This is a genomic window from uncultured Granulicatella sp. (assembly GCF_938030755.1).
GTDB lineage: Bacteria > Bacillota > Bacilli > Lactobacillales > Aerococcaceae > Granulicatella.
The window spans coordinates 1-17,995 of record NZ_CALHIF010000031.1 but is presented as its reverse complement, the minus strand read 5'-3'; the positions used below and the strand labels follow the sequence as shown (position 1 = coordinate 17,995).

Annotated in this window: 18 protein-coding genes and 1 riboswitch; of the genes, 6 read left to right on the top strand and 12 right to left on the bottom strand. The window is 40.7% G+C overall.

Going from position 1 to position 17,995, the window contains the following annotated elements; genetic code table 11:
- Positions 1–2: 2 nt before the first annotated feature.
- Positions 3–47, bottom strand: a riboswitch (PreQ1 riboswitch).
- A gap of 63 nt (positions 48–110) precedes the next feature.
- The 3 genes from Q0594_RS03300 to Q0594_RS03290 all read right to left on the bottom strand — a co-directional run bounded on the left by Q0594_RS03300 (position 111) and on the right by Q0594_RS03290 (position 2,350).
- Positions 111–671: a sigma-70 family RNA polymerase sigma factor gene (locus Q0594_RS03300; RefSeq protein ID WP_298729587.1), complete on the bottom strand. Its 561-nt coding sequence runs from the start codon at positions 669–671 to the stop codon at positions 111–113.
- A 163-nt stretch (positions 672–834) separates the two neighbouring features.
- A complete protein-coding gene (locus Q0594_RS03295; protein WP_298729586.1) occupies positions 835–1,830 on the bottom strand; it encodes an aromatic acid exporter family protein in 996 nt (331 codons plus the stop codon).
- On the bottom strand, positions 1,820–2,350 hold the full coding sequence (locus tag Q0594_RS03290) for a methylated-DNA--[protein]-cysteine S-methyltransferase (protein WP_298729585.1): 531 nt from the start codon (positions 2,348–2,350) through the stop codon (positions 1,820–1,822). Before Q0594_RS03290 ends, Q0594_RS03295 begins: the two co-directional genes overlap by 11 nt.
- 86 nt (positions 2,351–2,436) lie before the next feature.
- Between Q0594_RS03290 and Q0594_RS03285 the strand changes: the two genes are divergently transcribed.
- Positions 2,437–3,438: a nucleoid-associated protein gene (locus tag Q0594_RS03285; RefSeq protein ID WP_298729584.1), complete on the top strand. Its 1,002-nt coding sequence runs from the start codon at positions 2,437–2,439 to the stop codon at positions 3,436–3,438.
- A 356-nt stretch (positions 3,439–3,794) separates the two neighbouring features.
- Here Q0594_RS03285 and Q0594_RS03280 read toward each other — a convergent pair whose 3' ends face one another.
- The 5 genes from Q0594_RS03280 to mnmE form a co-directional block, all read right to left on the bottom strand.
- Positions 3,795–4,292, bottom strand: a complete 498-nt coding sequence (locus tag Q0594_RS03280) for a hypothetical protein (protein WP_289014447.1) — start codon at positions 4,290–4,292, stop codon at positions 3,795–3,797.
- 297 nt (positions 4,293–4,589) lie between these two features.
- Positions 4,590–5,303, bottom strand: coding sequence for a 16S rRNA (guanine(527)-N(7))-methyltransferase RsmG (gene rsmG / locus Q0594_RS03275; RefSeq protein ID WP_298729583.1), 714 nt, complete (start codon positions 5,301–5,303; stop codon positions 4,590–4,592).
- Positions 5,304–5,313: 10 nt separating this feature from the next.
- A complete protein-coding gene (mnmG, locus tag Q0594_RS03270; RefSeq protein WP_298729582.1) occupies positions 5,314–7,212 on the bottom strand; it encodes a tRNA uridine-5-carboxymethylaminomethyl(34) synthesis enzyme MnmG in 1,899 nt (632 codons plus the stop codon).
- A 10-nt stretch (positions 7,213–7,222) separates the two neighbouring features.
- Entirely contained in the window at positions 7,223–7,699 is a 477-nt protein-coding gene (locus Q0594_RS03265) for an 8-oxo-dGTP diphosphatase (RefSeq protein ID WP_298729581.1), read from the bottom strand.
- Positions 7,700–8,054: 355 nt separating this feature from the next.
- Entirely contained in the window at positions 8,055–9,443 is a 1,389-nt protein-coding gene (gene mnmE, locus Q0594_RS03260; protein WP_298729579.1) for a tRNA uridine-5-carboxymethylaminomethyl(34) synthesis GTPase MnmE, read from the bottom strand.
- Positions 9,444–9,701: 258 nt separating this feature from the next.
- On the opposite strand from mnmE, the gene Q0594_RS03255 reads away from it, so the two are divergent.
- On the top strand, positions 9,702–10,868 hold the full coding sequence (locus Q0594_RS03255) for an aminotransferase class I/II-fold pyridoxal phosphate-dependent enzyme (protein WP_298729577.1): 1,167 nt from the start codon (positions 9,702–9,704) through the stop codon (positions 10,866–10,868).
- Positions 10,869–11,027: 159 nt separating this feature from the next.
- On the opposite strand, the gene msrA is transcribed toward Q0594_RS03255, so the two are convergent.
- From msrA to Q0594_RS03235, 4 genes are read right to left on the bottom strand one after another with little or no spacing between them, the layout of a single operon-like run.
- Complete coding sequence (msrA, locus tag Q0594_RS03250; RefSeq protein WP_048711518.1) at positions 11,028–11,549, bottom strand: peptide-methionine (S)-S-oxide reductase MsrA; 522 nt, start codon at positions 11,547–11,549, stop codon at positions 11,028–11,030.
- Positions 11,550–11,560: 11 nt separating this feature from the next.
- Positions 11,561–12,463, bottom strand: coding sequence for an L-serine ammonia-lyase, iron-sulfur-dependent, subunit alpha (sdaAA, locus tag Q0594_RS03245; protein WP_298729576.1), 903 nt, complete (start codon positions 12,461–12,463; stop codon positions 11,561–11,563).
- 26 nt (positions 12,464–12,489) lie between these two features.
- Entirely contained in the window at positions 12,490–13,167 is a 678-nt protein-coding gene (sdaAB, locus tag Q0594_RS03240; RefSeq protein WP_298729575.1) for an L-serine ammonia-lyase, iron-sulfur-dependent subunit beta, read from the bottom strand.
- A 55-nt stretch (positions 13,168–13,222) separates the two neighbouring features.
- Positions 13,223–13,993, bottom strand: a complete 771-nt coding sequence (locus tag Q0594_RS03235) for a MurR/RpiR family transcriptional regulator (RefSeq protein ID WP_298729574.1) — start codon at positions 13,991–13,993, stop codon at positions 13,223–13,225.
- A 112-nt stretch (positions 13,994–14,105) separates the two neighbouring features.
- Between Q0594_RS03235 and pfkB the strand changes: the two genes are divergently transcribed.
- From pfkB to Q0594_RS03215, 4 genes are all read left to right on the top strand, one after another.
- Entirely contained in the window at positions 14,106–15,026 is a 921-nt protein-coding gene (gene pfkB, locus Q0594_RS03230; protein ID WP_298729573.1) for a 1-phosphofructokinase, read from the top strand.
- 20 nt (positions 15,027–15,046) lie between these two features.
- The gene (locus Q0594_RS03225) at positions 15,047–16,450 is read left to right on the top strand and encodes a PTS fructose transporter subunit IIBC (protein WP_298729572.1); all 1,404 of its coding nucleotides are present in this window, start codon (positions 15,047–15,049) and stop codon (positions 16,448–16,450) included.
- Between the two features lie 37 nt (positions 16,451–16,487).
- Positions 16,488–16,937 carry a fructose PTS transporter subunit IIA gene (locus tag Q0594_RS03220; RefSeq protein ID WP_298729571.1) on the top strand — a complete coding sequence of 150 codons (450 nt, stop codon included), beginning with the start codon at positions 16,488–16,490 and terminating at the stop codon, positions 16,935–16,937.
- Positions 16,938–17,158: 221 nt separating this feature from the next.
- Positions 17,159–17,887, top strand: coding sequence for a GntR family transcriptional regulator (locus Q0594_RS03215; RefSeq protein ID WP_298729570.1), 729 nt, complete (start codon positions 17,159–17,161; stop codon positions 17,885–17,887).
- Positions 17,888–17,995 lie beyond the last annotated feature (108 nt).

Below are 17,995 nucleotides of genomic sequence, written 5' to 3'. Positions count from 1 at the left end.
ACTGCCTCCTAGTTTTTTATTGAGGGATGGTTTCGAACCTCATCGGCAAAAACGCCATGTGCTATTGTACTATAAACAGCGTAAGATTGGTAGTCTTAAGTTGAATTTCTTTATCCTCTACAAATTTGTTCTTTGAATTTCTTCTTACACCGTTTGTGAGCCCCTTTTACAGAGGTAACCGACTTATCAAAGTGATCCGCCATCTCTTCAAACGTCTGTCCGTCTAATACCCCTAGAAACACTTCTCTTTCAAATCGAGATAAGTGATGGAAGTATTCCTCCGCATCCTCATGTAAAAAGACTTGTTTCTCGCAAGATTCTACGGAAGCTGACATCAACGCTAGCTCCCCTTTATCCCCGTGTATTAGGAGATTATGAGGAACCACTCTTTGTCGATGCTCCCTTCTCAAACACTCCACTGCTAAGTTTTTTAGGCACCGTTGATAATAACCCGCAAATGAAACAGCATGCTCCTCATTATATTTATCTAATGCTCGTAACATCATGACTCTAGCTTCTTGAGCAAAATCTTCTTGATCCATCTCATGAAAGAAATAATGATGATTCATACTGGCAATTAAAGGCTCAAATCTCTTTAACAACTCGGTAATCGCCTCCTCATTATTTGCTTTAGCTAGATGAACTACTTCCGACAACTCTTTCTTTTCCATAAAATGACCTCCCTATAAATTCCTCCCTCATTCCTTCTCCACTTCAGTATATTCATTAACAAACATAAAAAGCCCTAGTTTTATCGGATAAAACCAAGACTTCTTAAGAATTAAATTCATTTGTCTTATTGAAAATAAAAGATAGGATTATTTCCTAACCTTCTTAATTGCTTTTGGAAGAATTTCTACTCTTCTCTTTTCTCTTGAAATAATGCACACCATAAGTTTGATAGAAATCGACTTTCAGCTGTATGAATCGTTTCAAGTCTCTTAATAATTGATATAATTGCGCTCTTTTTTCAAATTCGCGTCTTGTTTGCGGCAAATGTCTTTCTCGAAAATGTTCTAACATGGCTTCGATTTCATCAATGAGTTGACTCGCCGTATTTTGTTCCGCTAATTGCTTTGCCGTCTGTTTAAACATATCAGACAAAATAGCCATTTCTTCCCCATCCCAACGAAATTCATTTAAATTGATCGCCATAATTTCTAATAACTTTGTTTGATCGCGTCGCATTTCAAAATACTGTTCATCATAGGTGATTTCACTGGTTAGATGGTTCTCTGATTCTAAGCGAACATATTCTCTAGCTGCTTTCAATTTTTCTTTCACAATTTGAAGAACTTCGCCATCATTTTTTCCATTTCCAACAGATAGAAATCCAGACATTTTCAACAGAACTTCTCGCATTTTTGATTCAATTTCTTCACGAATCTCAACAATATGTTCACGGTACGATGGCATATACCAATTGAATAAAATGGCAACTCCCGCTCCAATCGTCACAAGAAGCATTTCATTCACAAACAACGAAAACGTTAATTGTTGCTGCGTCCAAAGATGGATAACTAAAACCGTGCTCGGCGCAACCCCAATATCTACTTTTAATAAATAAGCCATTGGAATATAACATAATAAGTAAACTCCAAAACTCATCGCATCAAAACCAAAAGCCCAAAAGACGATTCCACCCACCAAAAGTGCTAATAAAGCTGCAGCTAATCGTTGACTAGTGGCCGTTAAAGAGATTTTCTTCGTATCCATTACACTTAAAATCGCAATAATGGCAGCTGCAGAGGGGGTCGATAAATTGAATGCTTGTGCAATCATTAAAGCAGTAAATGCTGAAACGATTACCTTCATTATTTTAAGCTTCATGATGGATCACTGTATCTCCTTGTATTTGATGTCCTTCCATCTCTAGAAGCGTTCTTTTTCTGTTCAATCCTCCCGCAAATCCTGTTAATTTTCCTGTTGTCGCAACGACTCTATGACAAGGAACAAGAAGCGAAATTGGATTTTTCCCAATAGCGTTTGCGACGGCACGAGGGGAGGTTTTTCTACCTATCTTCTCACTGACTCGGTGAGTAACTTCATTATAAGTCCATACTTCTCCAAACGGAATTTCTAGCAATGTATTCCAAACACTTTGTTGAAAAGGAGTTCCTCCTTCATAAGCAATCGAAAACAAAGGAGTTCCTGGAGTTTTCTCATGATAATACTGATTAATCCATGTTTTTACAAGATTCCAAAGTGCTAGTGAATCATCCCATTTTGGATTTTTCACAAAGGCACACTCATATTTTTGCCCTTCAAACCACAAACCGGTTAATGCTACCATATCACTTGCAGCAATCATCACCCCTAGTGGCGTATCTATCTTCGTTAAAATCGTCATGGGACACTCTCCTCATTTTTCATTACAAATCTATTTTTCTATTATATAATATTTTCTATCGAATGAAATAGGAAAGGAGCACTTTCATGCTCATTAACGAAGCCGTTTTACATATTTTAGATAAAAATTCAGGAAACTTACTATTATCTCAGGCCCCACTGCAACTGGGCGATCCATTTCTCATTGAATACATTACAAAACTCGTGGATAAAATCAAAAAAGGAGATCCGCATATCGGTCAATTAGCTTCTAGCGAACCGCTTCTTGGGTATCTTTCAGACGAAGGGATTTCCTTCTTAGAAAAGACGCAGCAGTTATCCGACAAACTTTTTGCACTCATTTCCCCGGCAGAAGAAATTGGACCAGCAGACTACCTATTCTTTACGGGAACAAGCGATACAGGCGGCACACTTTTTGGAATGATTCGCCTCGATTATAGTTCAAAAGTCACACACTTTGTCGATTATGAAGGCGAAGCCGTTAGCAATACCATCTTGCAAAATCACGCTATTTTGCCAAACGCGACGCAAAAACCGTCAGAAGCTTTCATCGTGGATTTATCGAACGGAAACTACCACTTAATCGAAAAAAAAGTAGTAATTGAAGGCCAAAAGACTGCCTATTTCTCTGAAAAATTCTTAGAAATCGCGGTGCCAATCACAACGAAAGAACAAATCAAGGAAATCAAAAAAACGGTCACTCATATCGCGAAAAAACACGACGAGGAACCGTACAAAGCGCTGGCAACGACGCAACAAGCCATCTTCCACCAGCTTGAAGAACAGGACGAAATCGATGCCGCAGCGATCTTCGATAAGGTGTTCGAAGAAAAACCGCTCGCCCGTGAAGCTGCACAGTTGGCCATCACCGAAGAACGCGTTCCAGAAAAAATTGCCGTAACGAACGTACCAAAATACGAACGCAAATATAGAAAGCAAAAATTCAAACTCGACAACGGTATCGAAATTACCATTCCAAGTGAAATCTACGAAAACAAGGAGATGGTCGAATTCATCAACAATCCAGACGGCTCTGTTTCGGTACTCATCAAAAATATCGAAAGTATCTTAAATAAATTTAACGCGTAGTGCGCCCATTCTATTATTATTTCTAATAAAAAAGCTTTCTACCTCAACTAATCTGAGGCAGAAAGCTTTTTGTCATTATTGTCTATTTAAAAACCAAAAGATTCCGAAATACTCCGTATAAAAAAACATTCTAGTAACTGGTTTATTCGAATATAATTTAGCAAGTTTAACTAAAGCAAATGTTACTATCCAATATTGCGCTTGCATATCCTTAGAAAAAACTCCTGAAAAGAATAGTCCCATTTCTAAACAGAATTGTATCATTAAAGGTTGCCAAACTGTTCTAGATGGTAAATCCTCCCAGAGATATCGCCATAGTTTTTTTAGGAACATATTCTTTCATCTCTTTCTATTTTTCACCATTTATTATAGATAGTATATTGCGCACAGTAATATGTGTAATTCGGTAAATAGTATGTTGTAATGATTGTCTTCATACTTCTTCCGGAAACATAACTTTCTGCTGTATAAACTGTTCCTGCAAATTCTCCTGGCGCAATCATTCCAGCAAACAATGTTGCCCAACTAATAAGTTTTCCTCCTGCATTACCTAAAATAAAAAATACTACTGAAACTACATTATTTCTACTAGAATTCAATACACTTACATTACCTGAAGTGCTTCCTATATATCTATAAGGACCATTTTCTTCACCATAATTCCCAACTAACCACTCTTCAGAACCGTCTCCGTTTCCTCCAGGTCTTCCTGGCCACACTCTAAAAGGAACAAGGTTAGTTTCTAAATTTTCTGCTGTAAACGTTTGTTTCAACTCTGTACCTTCAACTGTTGACTTGCTACTCAATAAAAATAAAAGAATAAAACAATTTAGCATTAGTATAATTTTTTTCATAATTTTCATCTCCTATCAATTTAATAAACCACAATGCTAACATTTATTTCCTTCAAATTAATTTTATCACAATCTTTTTTTAAATCAAGGTTATGAGATATTTTTTCACTTTTGCAGAATATAAAAAACTGCTAACCTCATACGTTAGCAGTCATTTTGTTTATTTAAGTTCTTTCCAATCCATCTTTGTTAAATCGATGGTATCTTCTTTTTTCAATCCTAGGTTTTCGAGTTTGAATTGCAATGAGTTTACAAGCGTTAGGCCCGCCCCTTTTGGCTCCAGTTTGAATACTTTGGCTATAACGGCTTCTTCAATGGAAGTCCCGGTTTTCTTGGATACTTATTCGGAGTTTCCTTCGTCTTTAAAATCGTAATCACATGACGGTTTCCGCCTTCATATGGCAAGTCGAAAGAGACATCCCCTTCCACTTTCCCGCCAAGAATCGCGATGGCTTTTTTCGCTTCTTCCAACTCCACTTCCGTATGCGCTGCTTTTAATGCGAGGAAATAGCCCTGCTTTTTCACGAGTGGCATACAAAATTCGCTCAATACGCTGAGTTTGGCAACGGCACGAGCAGTCACCACATCAAACAATGCACGGAAAGCCTTATTTTGCCCAAAGGTTTCAGCGCGGTCATGAAAACACTGCACGTCTTTTAGCCCAAGCGTCTCCACTAGTGTATTCAAGAAGGTAATGCGTTTATTCAACGAATCCACAATCGTTACTTTCAAGTTTGGGAAGACGATTTTTAGCGGAATACTTGGAAATCCTGCACCCGCACCCACGTCGCAAAGCGTTTGATCCGTCAATTCGTGATGGAATCCAAGCGCCAATGAATCATAGAAATGCTTCAAATACACGCCCTCTTCATCCGTAATCGCCGTCAAATTCATCTTTTCATTCCATTCCACTAATAGATGGAAATATTGGTTGAACTGCTTCTTTTGCACATCTGATAATGTAATCCCATGCACTTCTTGGAGTCTTTGATAAAATTCTTCTGGTTTCATACGCGCCTCCTTATTCTTGCACTTTAGCAATCTTGCCTTGTTCGATATAGACCATCAAGATCGATACGTCGGCTGGGTTCACCCCACTAATACGGCTCGCTTGCGCAATTGTTTCTGGTTGAATTAATTTCAAACGTTGACGCGCTTCTGTCGCAAGACCGTTAATCGCATCATAGTCAATATTAGCTGGAATACGTTTGGCTTCCATACGTTTTAATTTCTCCACTTTTTCAATCGCTTTGGCAATATAGCCTTCGTATTTAATTGATATTTCTACTTGTTCTTTCACTTCACGAGAGACTTCCACCGTTTCACCGGCAAAGCCTACTAATTCGTCATAGCTTAATTCTGGACGTTTCAACAAGTCACTGAGAAGGATGCCGTCTTTCAATTCTGCAGATCCTTTTTCGGCCAAGAACGCTTGTAATTCAGCAGTTGGCTTCAAGCGAATCGATTGCATACGTTTGATTTCGGCTTCAATCGCTTCTTGTTTTGCTTGGAACTCGGCATAACGTTCATCGTTAATCAATCCAAGCTCGCGTCCTTTTTCTGTTAAACGTAAATCAGCATTGTCATGACGAAGTAAGAGACGATATTCCGCACGAGAGGTCAATAGACGGTAAGGTTCTGTCGTTCCTTTTGTGACCAAGTCATCCACCAATACGCCGATATACGCATCGCTTCGGCCAAGAATAAATGGCTCTTCTCCGCGAATCTTACGCACGGCATTAATCCCAGCGTAGAGCCCTTGCCCCGCTGCTTCTTCATATCCACTCGTACCGTTCATTTGTCCAGCAGTGAATAAGTTTTGGACAAGTTTTGTTTCAAAGGTATTTTTCAATTGGTGCGGCACGACCACATCGTACTCGATGGCGTAACCTGTACGCATCATCTCCGCATTTTCCAACCCTTCCACGCTACGAATCATCTTGATTTGCACGTCTTCTGGAAGAGAAGTCGATAACCCTTGAATGTAGACTTCTTCCGTATTTTCCCCTTCTGGCTCTAGGAAAATTTGGTGACGAGGCTTGTCGCTGAAACGAACGATTTTATCTTCAATCGATGGACAGTAACGCGCGCCGACCCCTTCTACAATCCCTGTAAACATCGGTGCACGGTGTAAGTTCTCACGAATCGTTTCATGCGTGCCTTCATTCGTATACGTTAACCAGCAAGGAATTTGGTCATAACGGTAGTCTTCGTCTTTGGATGTAAAACTAAATAAGTTTGGCGTGTCATCCCCTGGTTGAATTTCTGTTTTACTATAATCAATGGATGAACCTTTGATACGTGGCGGAGTTCCTGTTTTGAAACGCGCCAATTCAAAGCCTAATTCGAGTAAGTTCTCTGATAATTTAATCGATGGTTGTGAGTTATTGGCACCCGATGAATATTTCAATTCACCGATAATAATTTGACCACGAGAAGAAGTTCCGGCCGTTAAGACTACCGCTTTTGAACGATAGATGGCACCCGTATTCGTGATAACCCCTTTACATACGCCATCTTCAACAATCAATTCTTCCGCAATTCCTTGGCGTAAATCCAAGTTCTCTTGCTTCTCGATTGTCTTCTTCATTTCTTGCGCGTATAAATGCTTATCCGCTTGCGCACGTAAGGCACGAACGGCAGGACCTTTCCCAGTATTCAGCATACGCATTTGAATATACGTCTTATCGATGTTGCGACCCATTTCGCCCCCAAGAGCGTCGATTTCACGCACGACAACCCCTTTGGCAGGTCCGCCTACAGATGGGTTACATGGCATAAAGGCCACCATTTCTAAATTCATTGTAAGTAATAATGTTTTTGCGCCCATACGTGCACTTGCTAGCGCCGCTTCACTTCCGGCATGCCCAGCTCCGACGACAACGACATCATAATTTCCAGCTTCGTAAGTTGTTACCATAGTCTCTCCTTTACTTTCTTTCTCCATAAAATTCTACTTTGTGACTAACATATTCGCCTGCTTCATAATTAAACTTCGCAGAAAAGAACGGCTTCTGTCCTAAAATCCACTCTAGGAAAATGCGGTCCCCTTCCCAAGAAGGTTTACTTAGGATTTCATCATACGGAACCCATTCCAATGTCCCTTCTGGCGAATCAATCAACTCTCCTGAAAACTCCGTCACACGAAAAACATACGTATACCAATCATGCCCAGGGGTGAATTCGGGAAAGGTGATGATTCCTTTCATCTCCATCTTCGTAGCCGTCAGTCCTGTTTCTTCAAAAATCTCACGCACGGCACATTCTTCCGGAGTTTCTGCTGCTTCGAGCTTACCACCAACGCCAATGTACTTGCCCTCATGAACATCGTTTGGCTTCTTGTTGCGTAATAACAGTAAAAATTCTTTTCCATTGTCCAAATAACAAATGGTTGCTAGCTTCGTCATCAGCATTTCCTCCTTGTACCTTTCGTTGAAAGAGTTATAACTTCAATTCTTTACGGATATCTTCATAGTAGCGATAATGGCTGTACCGGTGGAAGCCTACAGTCTTCCTACCTATCGAGCCTCAAAGATTCTCTAAAAATCAATTTTAAGAGAATCTAATTCGCATCGATTACAAACGCCATTACGAATCCTTCGCACTGTGAAGGATTCCTATAGAATCCGTAAGAATTTCCGTTATTACTCTTTCACGAGAGCCTACAATTAAAATTCTGCATGCTCTCATCTCTTATTATTCGTACTCTGTCTCAATTTCTTACAGTAAACCGTCGACTCTCTATTTCTTTTGTTTTAGCTCTTATTTACCCAAGCAGAACTGGCTGAACAATTGTGTTAACAGCTCGTCTTGAACAGTGTCGCCTGTGATTTCCCCTAAGAGATCCCAAGCGCGGGTAAAATCGATTTGGATTAAATCAACAGGCATGCCCATGTCGACACCGTTCGCCACTTCTTGCAATGCTTGTTCTGCTTTTTCAAGAAGCGCAATGTGACGCGTATTCGATAAGTACGTAGCGTCGCGCTCGTTCATTTGCCCTTGGAAGAAGTAATCGGCAATCTTTTCTTCCAACTGGTCGATACCTTCTTTTTTGAGCATGGACGTTGTGACAATCTCGCTGTCTGTCGCGAATTCTTTCACCTTGTTCATGTCAATTTTCGTAGGCAGATCTGTCTTGTTTAATAAAATAATGCGTTTGAAGTCTTTCGTTTGTTCTAATAAGCGGAGGTCTTCATCCATCAACTCTTCGCTTTGGTTTAAAATCAAGAGCACGAAATCCGCTTCATTTAACGCTTTACGGCTTCGTTCCACCCCAATACGTTCAACAACGTCATCCGTTTCACGAATTCCTGCCGTATCAATCAGCTGGAGCGGCACACCTCGAACATTCACGTACTCTTCGATTGTGTCACGAGTCGTTCCAGCGATATCCGTTACGATGGCTTTTTCTTCGCGTAATAACACGTTCAATAGACTCGATTTCCCTACGTTTGGACGTCCAACAATGGCTGTCTTCAATCCGTCACGCAAGATTTTTCCTTGGCTTGCCGTGTTTAGCAATGCGCGAATCCCTTGTGAAACTTGCTGCGTCTTCTCGCGCAACAGTTGCAAGGTCATTTCTTCCACGTCATCGTATTCTGGGTAGTCGATATTCACTTCCACTTGCGCTAAAGTATTTAAGATTTCTTGTCGTAAATTCTGAATTAACTTCGAGAGTTCTCCGTCGAGTTGGCGCATCGCCATTTGCATCGATTTATCCGTTTTAGCACGAATCAAATCCATCACGGCTTCTGCTTGCGACAAGTCGATACGTCCATTCAAGAAGGCACGTTTTGTAAATTCACCCGGCTCCGCCAGGCGTGCTCCCATGCGAAGAACCAGTTGCAAGATGCGGTTAATCGCCACAATCCCACCGTGACAGTTGATTTCCACAACATCTTCACGAGTAAACGTCTTTGGCGCACGGAGCACTGTCACCATTACTTCATCAATGACTTCATCGTTCTTTGGATCCACGATATGCCCATAATGAATCGTATGACTTGGTTGTTCTTTCAATCGTTTCCCTTTCAATCGATACACTTCATCGGCAATGCGAATCGCATCGTCTCCACTGATACGAACAATCCCGATAGCCCCTTCGCCAGGCGCCGTTGAAATCGCCGCAATGGTATCAAATTCTGTCTGCATACTATCCCTCACTTCCGTTTCATTGCACAAAAAAAGTGCATACTCCACCCCTTCGTCCTCTAGGGTGGCTCGCACTTTGACTGCTAACCGATATTCTCAAAGAGATTATACACTATTTTACTTAGAATTCATAGGCAGAAAGCCAATATTAGATTTTTTCTGATTGAGTTGTGTTTTCATTTTTAAATTTTATACTTGTCATTGCACTCCTTTACAAAACAAGCTACAATCAAACTATGAATTTAAAGGAGGATCCCTATGACCGTAGAACATCCATTTAACAAAATCGTAGAAGGGATTGCAGTTTCTGATATTCGTCAATTCGACGCAGAAGTATCAACAATTCCTGGCATTATCAAATTAACTCTTGGAGAGCCAAACTTTGACACACCTGAACACATTAAAGAAGCGGCTATTCAAGCGATTAAAGACAACCACTCTCACTACACACCCAACTCAGGGATTCCTGAATTACGTAAAGCAGCGGCAGAATATTACAACAAGAAATTTAACTTTAATTACACCGCTGACCAAGTCATCACAACGATTGGGGCAACTGAAGGGATTAACGCAAGCTTACAAGCCATCTTAAACCCTGGTGATACCGTTATCGTGCCAACACCAGTCTTCCCGCTATACTTGCCAATCACATTGGTGAACCAAGGGAACTTCATTACAGTGGATACAAGTGAAGACGGCTTCGTGTTAACGGCTGACAAATTACGCGAAACCATCGAAGCAAACCCAAATAAAAACTTCAAAGCAGTTGTTCTGGTATACCCAAGTAACCCAACAGGCGTTACTTATTCTAAAGAACAATTAGAAGACTTAGCCAAAGTCATTAAAGAGCACCAACTATGGGCACTTTGCGATGAAGTATACGCAGAATTAACATACGACAAGACGCACTACTCTCTTGCAAATATTTTGCCTGAACAAACCATTGTCATCACTGGTTTATCAAAATCACACGCAATGACAGGATGGCGTATCGGATTCATCTTAGGACCAACACACTTCATGAACGAAGTCGTAAAAACTCACCAATACATGGTGACAGCTCCAACAAGCTTTGCGCAATACGGAGCGCTTGCGGCGATGTTACACGGCCAAGACGACTGCGCAAAAATGATGGTTGAATATAGCGAGCGTCGTGACTACCTAGCTTGTGAGTTAAAGAAACTTAGCTTCGAAGTGGCAAGTCCTGACGGTGCATTCTACCTATTCGCGAAAATTCCTGCAAAATGCGGAACTGACTCATGGGCATTCGTTCGCGATCTTGCTCCAAAAGCAAAAGTAGCGCTCATTCCAGGGGTATCTTTCGGACCTGGTGGCGAAAGCTATGTTCGTTTCAGTTACGCTGCTTCAATGGAAAACTTAAAAGAAGTCGTTGCCCGTTTAACCACTTACTTAGCAAACATTTAAGAATACGGAAGGCAAAAAAGACCATATATGGTCTTTTTTGCCTTATAGCTTTTAAACGATATAGCTTATATACTATATCGTTTTTACGGTTTAAATCCGAAGTAGAATAAATAATAAAAGAACTAAAATTATCATATATGATAATTTTAGTTCTTTTTCTTATTTCCAAATACTATCGATAAAAGTGTCACGACCTGATAGTCCGCGGTAACGTTTGTAATGTTCTGGATCCTTCTTGTAGAAATCTTGGTGATATTCTTCTGCAGGATAGAACGTACTTGCAGGTTCAATTTTTGTCACGATATCTTTTTTGAATCGACCACTTGCTTGTAAGGCCGCTTTAGAAGCCTCCGCAATTTTTCTTTGTTCCTCGGAATGATAGAAAATCACCGGTCTATATGAATCTCCACGGTCCACGAATTGTCCCATTGCATCCGTTGGGTCCGTTTGTTGCCAGTAGACTTCTACGAGCTTTTCGTATGGAAACACTTCTGGATCAAACGTGATTTGTACAGCCTCTGTATGTCCTGTTGTTCCGCTACAAACTTCCTTGTATGTTGGATTTTCTTTGTGGCCGCCTGTGTATCCTGAGATTACAGACTCAATTCCTGGTTGGCTATCAAATGGTTTCACCATGCACCAGAAACAACCTCCTGCAAATGTTGCAATTTCTTTTGCCATATGTGCTCCTCCTACTCTTGTTCCGGGTTCAATGAAACATCTTCTCCGAAAATTCTCATCTTAATAGCAACGCCCGTTCTAGTTCCTGCTGTTCCGCCAATTCCGGTTTCACGCAATTCTCGTGGCATTCTGACCCCGATACTGCGCATCGCTTCAATGGTTTCATCCGCTGGAATCACATTTGTGATCCCCGCAAGCGCCATATCCGCAGCAATCAACGCATTCCCCGCCCCAATAGCATTTCGCTTCACGCAGGGCACTTCTACCAGTCCCGCTACAGGGTCACATACAAGTCCTAATAAATTCCCAAGTGCTGTCGCAAAGGCCTCTGAACTCTCTTGCGGTGTTCCTCCTGCCGCTTCAACGGCTGCAGCTGCGGCCATCGCACTGGCACTTCCAACTTCCGCTTGGCATCCGCCCATCGCTCCAGAAATCATTGCGTTATTGGCAACGACCATCCCAAAGGCTGCCGATGTAAAGAGAAAACGCACTTGCTGTTCATGGTTTAAGTTCATTGTATCTGCAATGGAAAACACAACTCCTGGCAAAGTTCCACTGGCTCCAGCGGTAGGTGTCGCGCAGACCAACCCCATTGCGGCATTGACTTCATTTGTTCCTAGCGCATATTGCACACCCGCTAGAACACTATCGCCCGATAATGTCTTTCCACGTTCACGATATTTTTTCATCTTCAACGCATCGCCACCGGTCAGCCCTGTTGGAGAAAATACCCCTTCGCCTTCCACGCTTCTTTCGACGGCATTCTTCATCGTTTGTAAGTTTTTTTCCATTTTTTCCCAGATATATTCACGACTTTGCTGGGTCATTTCCATTTCTTGTTCAATCATAATTTCAGAAATGGGTTTCTTTTTTTCTGTTGCTAATGCTACCAATTCTTTAATGGTTGAAAACATTGCAAACTTCCTTCCTCATCAACTCATTACGCAAACAGATAAATCGTATGCGTTTGTCTTAATGTTTGTATTTGTTGTTTTAATTCTGGTGATAATAAATCCGCTAATTCATATCCAATCATTTGGCGATTTTCAGCCATTTCTACTCTTTGTTTCGAAATAGTCACCCCATGCTCTTGTAATAGTTGGTATACTTTTGGCATTTCACCAAGGGACACCACTTCGAGCAATATTGGAAGGGGGCCAGAAAGTTCCATCTTAAAGCCATCGACCTCGATAACTTTTACTTCTACCGCTCCGCCACCAACAGAAGTCCCAATGAGGCGAATCGTACGTTTCTCGTCGCTCAAGGTTAAATCTGCCGTATTCGCATGATTGACTGGACTCATTTCTTTGCGCTCGACAAACTCGATTTGGACTCCTTCGTCTTTAGCGATTTCCACCGCTCTCGGTACTCGCTCATCATCTGTTGAAAAGCCCAAGATTCCACTAATAATTGCAAAATCTGTCCCATGTCCCTTATGGGTTTCTGCAAATGACTCATAATAGTCACAGCGCACGCTTTTTGGCGTTCCGCCGAATAATTGTCTAGCTAGAGCTCCAATCGCAATCGCTCCCGCAGTATGTGAAGAAGAAGGGCCCACCATAATTGGACCAATAATATCAAAACAACTCTTATAATTTTGTACTTTATTACTTTCCATGTTGGAGCTCCTTTCTTTATCTTTCTATCCTATCAGTATCCGTCTTTAATGTAAATTATTTTTGGCCGGCAACCCTTATGGCATAAGCATCTAGCAATATTCGACTAATCACTTGTAGTGGTAACCGAGAACGAACTTCATAATCTGGGAAGTACGAACTTTCTGATTTATATCCAACAAAAGTAATATCACTTAATCTTGCCAGAGGACTCGCACTGTTAGCCGTTATTAAAATGATGGGAACTTCATTTTGTTGACAAACTTTGGCCGCTTCGACTAATTCTTCTGTATGTCCATTCAGGGATATAATAATTGCCACATCTTGCGCATTTAATCGATGGCTAATCGTCTTTATAATATTTGGGTCTACATATTGTTCGCATGTCCGTTCCAATAAATGAAATTTTATCTCCATTTCACTGGCAATCATTTCACTCAGTCCCCTAGAAAATAAGTAGACACGTTGTGCTCCAAAGATTGCTTGAACAGCATCTTCTATGGCTCTGCTATCCAATTGCTCAATCGTTCGTCGGACCTCTTGCTCATTTTTCACTACAACAGCTTGAATCTTTTGATCCACAACCTCCAAACTTTTGAAAGTTGATAAATTTTCATTTGCAAACCGATATTGCTTTTTCAAATCATGTTTAAAACTCGTAAATCCGTCATATCCGAGCTTTCTCATTGTTCGTACAATCGATGCAGTTGAAACATTTGCTCGTTCGCTTAACTTTACAATTGAAATAGAAGGCATCTCCTCTATATGTTCTTCAATATAGGCAAGTAGATATTTTTCCGTGTTTGTTAAGCCTCTCGTGTTGAACATGTGAACTCCTCCATTTTGTAAAGTTTTACAAATGTTAACCTCATTTTAGAAAACATTTACAGTATGCTGTATGTAATAATAAGTATAACAAAAAATCATAATGGGAGGTGAAATGATGATTTATACTTGTACGATGAATCTAGCCATTGATTTGTTTATTAAAACCTTGCAAATGTTACCTTCTGAAGTGAACCGAACGCAAGAGGCTGTTTACATGCCAAACGGGAAAGGAGTAAATGTTAGCTTTATCCTAAAGAAACTTGGAATGAACAATACAGCGTTAGGTTTTAAAGCAGGTTTTACTGGTCAATTCATCGAAGACGAGCTACATAAGGAAGGCATCCAAACACAGTTCGTTAATGTAGACGGAATTACTCGAATCAATGTATTTACTCAAGTAGTGTCAACGAGTGAAGAATTTAAACTCGTAAATCAAGGTCCTAGTGTGAGCCAACTCCAAGAAGAAGCACTCCTCAAAATAATAGAGAATATGAATACGGAGGACTTTTTATTTGTATCTGGCAGTCATCCGGAAGGCATTACCTATACGACTTATGAAAAAATTGCAAAGACCGCTCAACTTAGAGGGTTTAAGTTAATCCTTGATACTTCTGCTGACTTTGTACCCGACCTTTTAAAGTACCGCCCCTATCTTATCAAACCCAACGACGAAGAATTGGCTGAGTGGTTTAGTTTGATAAATCCGAGTCTTGAAGAAATTAAAGACTGTGGTCAAAAACTACTCGAAAAAGGAGCCGAAAATGTATTAGTTTCCTTAGGTGAAAAGGGAGCAATTCTATTCACGCCAACAGAAACAATCCATGTATCAGCTCCAAAAGGAGAAGTTGTGAATACTGCTTGTGCAGGTGATACTCTTTTAGCTACATTTGTCGGCAGCCAATTATTAGGTTTATCAGATGAACAAGCTTTAATCAAAGCTGTGGCTGCAGGTAGTTCAACCGCATTTAGACCTGGATTGACAGATTTTTCAGACGTTCCTACATTAATGCAACAAATCAAACGCATTTCATAGCACACAAAGGAGGAAAAACAATGACAAAATATGATATTATCGCTGCCACTGGGTGTCCGACAGGGATTGCACACACTTATATGGCACAAGAAGCTCTTGAACAGGCTGCTAAAAAAGCAGGAGTAACGATTAAAGTTGAAACACATGGTCAAATCGGCGTTGAAAATGAACTCACTCCCGAAGAAATCGCAAATGCAAAAGCCGTCATTATTGCTGCTGACAAGGACGTTCAACCACAACGTTTCGTCAACAAAAAAATTATCGACGTTTCAGTTGGACAAGGAATTAAAAATGCCGATGAATTAGTGGCACAAGCTCTTCGCGGAGAAGGCGTTGTGAAATACCACTCTGACGATGCAGTTGTTGAAGCTTCAGAAGCTCCACAATCTTCTAACGTTGGTAAGAGCTCTATTGGTCGTGAAATCTACAAACATTTGATGAATGGTGTTTCACATATGCTTCCATTCGTCGTTGGTGGTGGGGTGCTCATCGCGATTTCATTTGCGGTATTCGGAATATACTCATTCGATCCAAATCATGAAACTTACAATGCCTTTTCTGCACAATTAAAAGAAATTGGTGGCTTAGCAATGGGCTTGATGACTCCCGTTCTAGCAGCCTACATTGCACAAAGTATCGGAAATCGCCCCGCTTTAGTGAGTGGTTTTGTTGCTGGTTTAATGGCAAGTAATGGCGGCGCAGGATTCCTTGGCGGTATTGTCGGTGGTTTCTTCGCAGGTTACTTAGTCGTTCTTTTAGAAAAATTATTTAAAGCATTACCAAAAGCATTGGACGGATTAAAAGCCATTTTCTTATATCCGTTATTAGGTGTTTTAATCACCGGACTATTTATGAGTGTTATTGTTAGTCCAATGGCCGATATCAACCAATCATTGATGGTCTTCTTAAAGGGATTCCAAGATTCAAACCCTATTCTTCTTGGTCTTGTAATTGGATGTATGTGTGCCTTTGATATGGGTGGCCCAGTGAACAAAGCGGCCTACGTTACAGGTACCGTTCTTCTTGGTGAAGGAAATACAGTGTTCATGGCTGGGGTTTCTGCAGCATGTATCGCTCCTCCACTCATCACAACTGTTGCAGTATTATTATTCAAAAACCGTTTCGATACAAACGAACGTAATGCTGGTTTAGTAAACTTCATCTTAGGTTCAACTCACATTACTGAAGGGGCTATTCCTTTCGTCGCCAAAGATCCACTCCGCGCAATGCCTTCAATGATGTTAGGTTCTTCAATCGCTGCAATTTTAACTTACCTTTTTGGCGTACAAGTACCTGCTCCTCATGGTGGTTTCTTAGTTTTACCAGTTGTTACACATCCATTCTTATGGGTATTAGCGATTGCAATCGGCTCTGTTGTCGGTGGTGTTGTTCTTGGAGCAACTCGTAAACCACTTTCTGAATAATCGACAATTGGTTTAGAAAGAACTTAGGAGGTTGAAAATGTTAATTAGTAAAGAATCTATTTTCTTAAATGAAAACCTTGCTTCTCAAGAAGAAGTGTTTCACTTCATAGCACAAAAAGCTGTAGTACTAGACGTTTCAGCAGACGAAAATGCAGTGTATAACGGACTTGTGGAACGTGAACAACAAGGGACAACAGGGATGATGGACGGATTTGCGATTCCACATGCAAAATCAAGTGCCATCACAGCTCCAAAAATCGTCATTGTTCGACTTAATGAAGGAATTGATTGGAATAGTATGGATGGAAAACCTACTTTATTCATCTTTAGTCTACTAATTCCTGACGGAGAAGCTGGAACAAGCCATCTTAAACTACTAGCAACCGTAGCTCGTATGTTAATGAAAGCCGATGTAAAAGAAGCTTTATTAGGAGCTAGAACTGTTGATCAACTTGAAGAGGTATTAAATAGTCATTTAGGAGCTTAGTCTCTAATAATATGGGAGAGAATAACGATGATTATTCTCTCTTTTTTACTCCTTTGCAAAAATCACTTATAAGTAATTTTTGGGATTTGCTTTCATTTTTTTCTGGAGACTATCATTCTTTTCCCTCCAATTCTATTGACGAAAGCGCTAAAAAAACTTACAATGGTATTAACTGGTAGTGACCAGTTGTAGAAGAGTTTTTTACGAAAGGAGGAACCGATATGGTAGCCAAACCTTCTCCACTCTACTCAACACTGAGTCTAGCGTTGATCGACTTCATTAAGAACAAGGGAAAAGCACACGAAAAAATGCTTTCGGAGCGCGAAATTACAAAAGTCTATAATGTCAGTCGCACCACCGTTCGAACAGCGTTGAAGGAATTGGAGACGCTTGGATATATTTATAAGCGTCATGGAAAAGGCACGTTCATTTCAACGCAATGGAAAGAACGCCAAAACTTGCTGGAAGGCTACAGTTTCACGGAACAGATGAAGGAACTCGGCAAAGTCCCGTCCACGAAAATTACTTCGCTGGATTGTTACGAAGCCGATGAATTTATCGCTCCACTCGTTGGAATCGAAGCTGGTGACAAGCTCTTTCGTCTGAAACGCATTCGGTATGCAGATGGCATTCCACTCATGAAAGAAACAACTTTCTTACCATACGACGTCTTCAAAACCTTAACGAAGACGCAGTTAGAAGGCCAATCTTTATATGAAGTGTTTGCAAATGATTTTCATCAGCAAATCCACTACGCCGACGAAGAATTCTCAGCGAGCATTCTCTCGCCGGAAGAAGCGGAAGTCTTGGATGTGGATCCGCATAGCGCTTGTTTACGGTTTATGCGAACCACATTAAATCATGAAAATCGCATCATCGAATATACGATTAGTGTTGCCAGAAGCGACCAATTCTTCTACAAAGTAAGACACTATCGCACAAACAACTAAAAAAACATTTGGAGGGTATTATGTTTCAATTTTCAACTAGTCAATTAGAAGCGTTATCTGCAGAAATTACAACGCGCGAAATTCGCCAACAACCAGAATTGTGGAAAG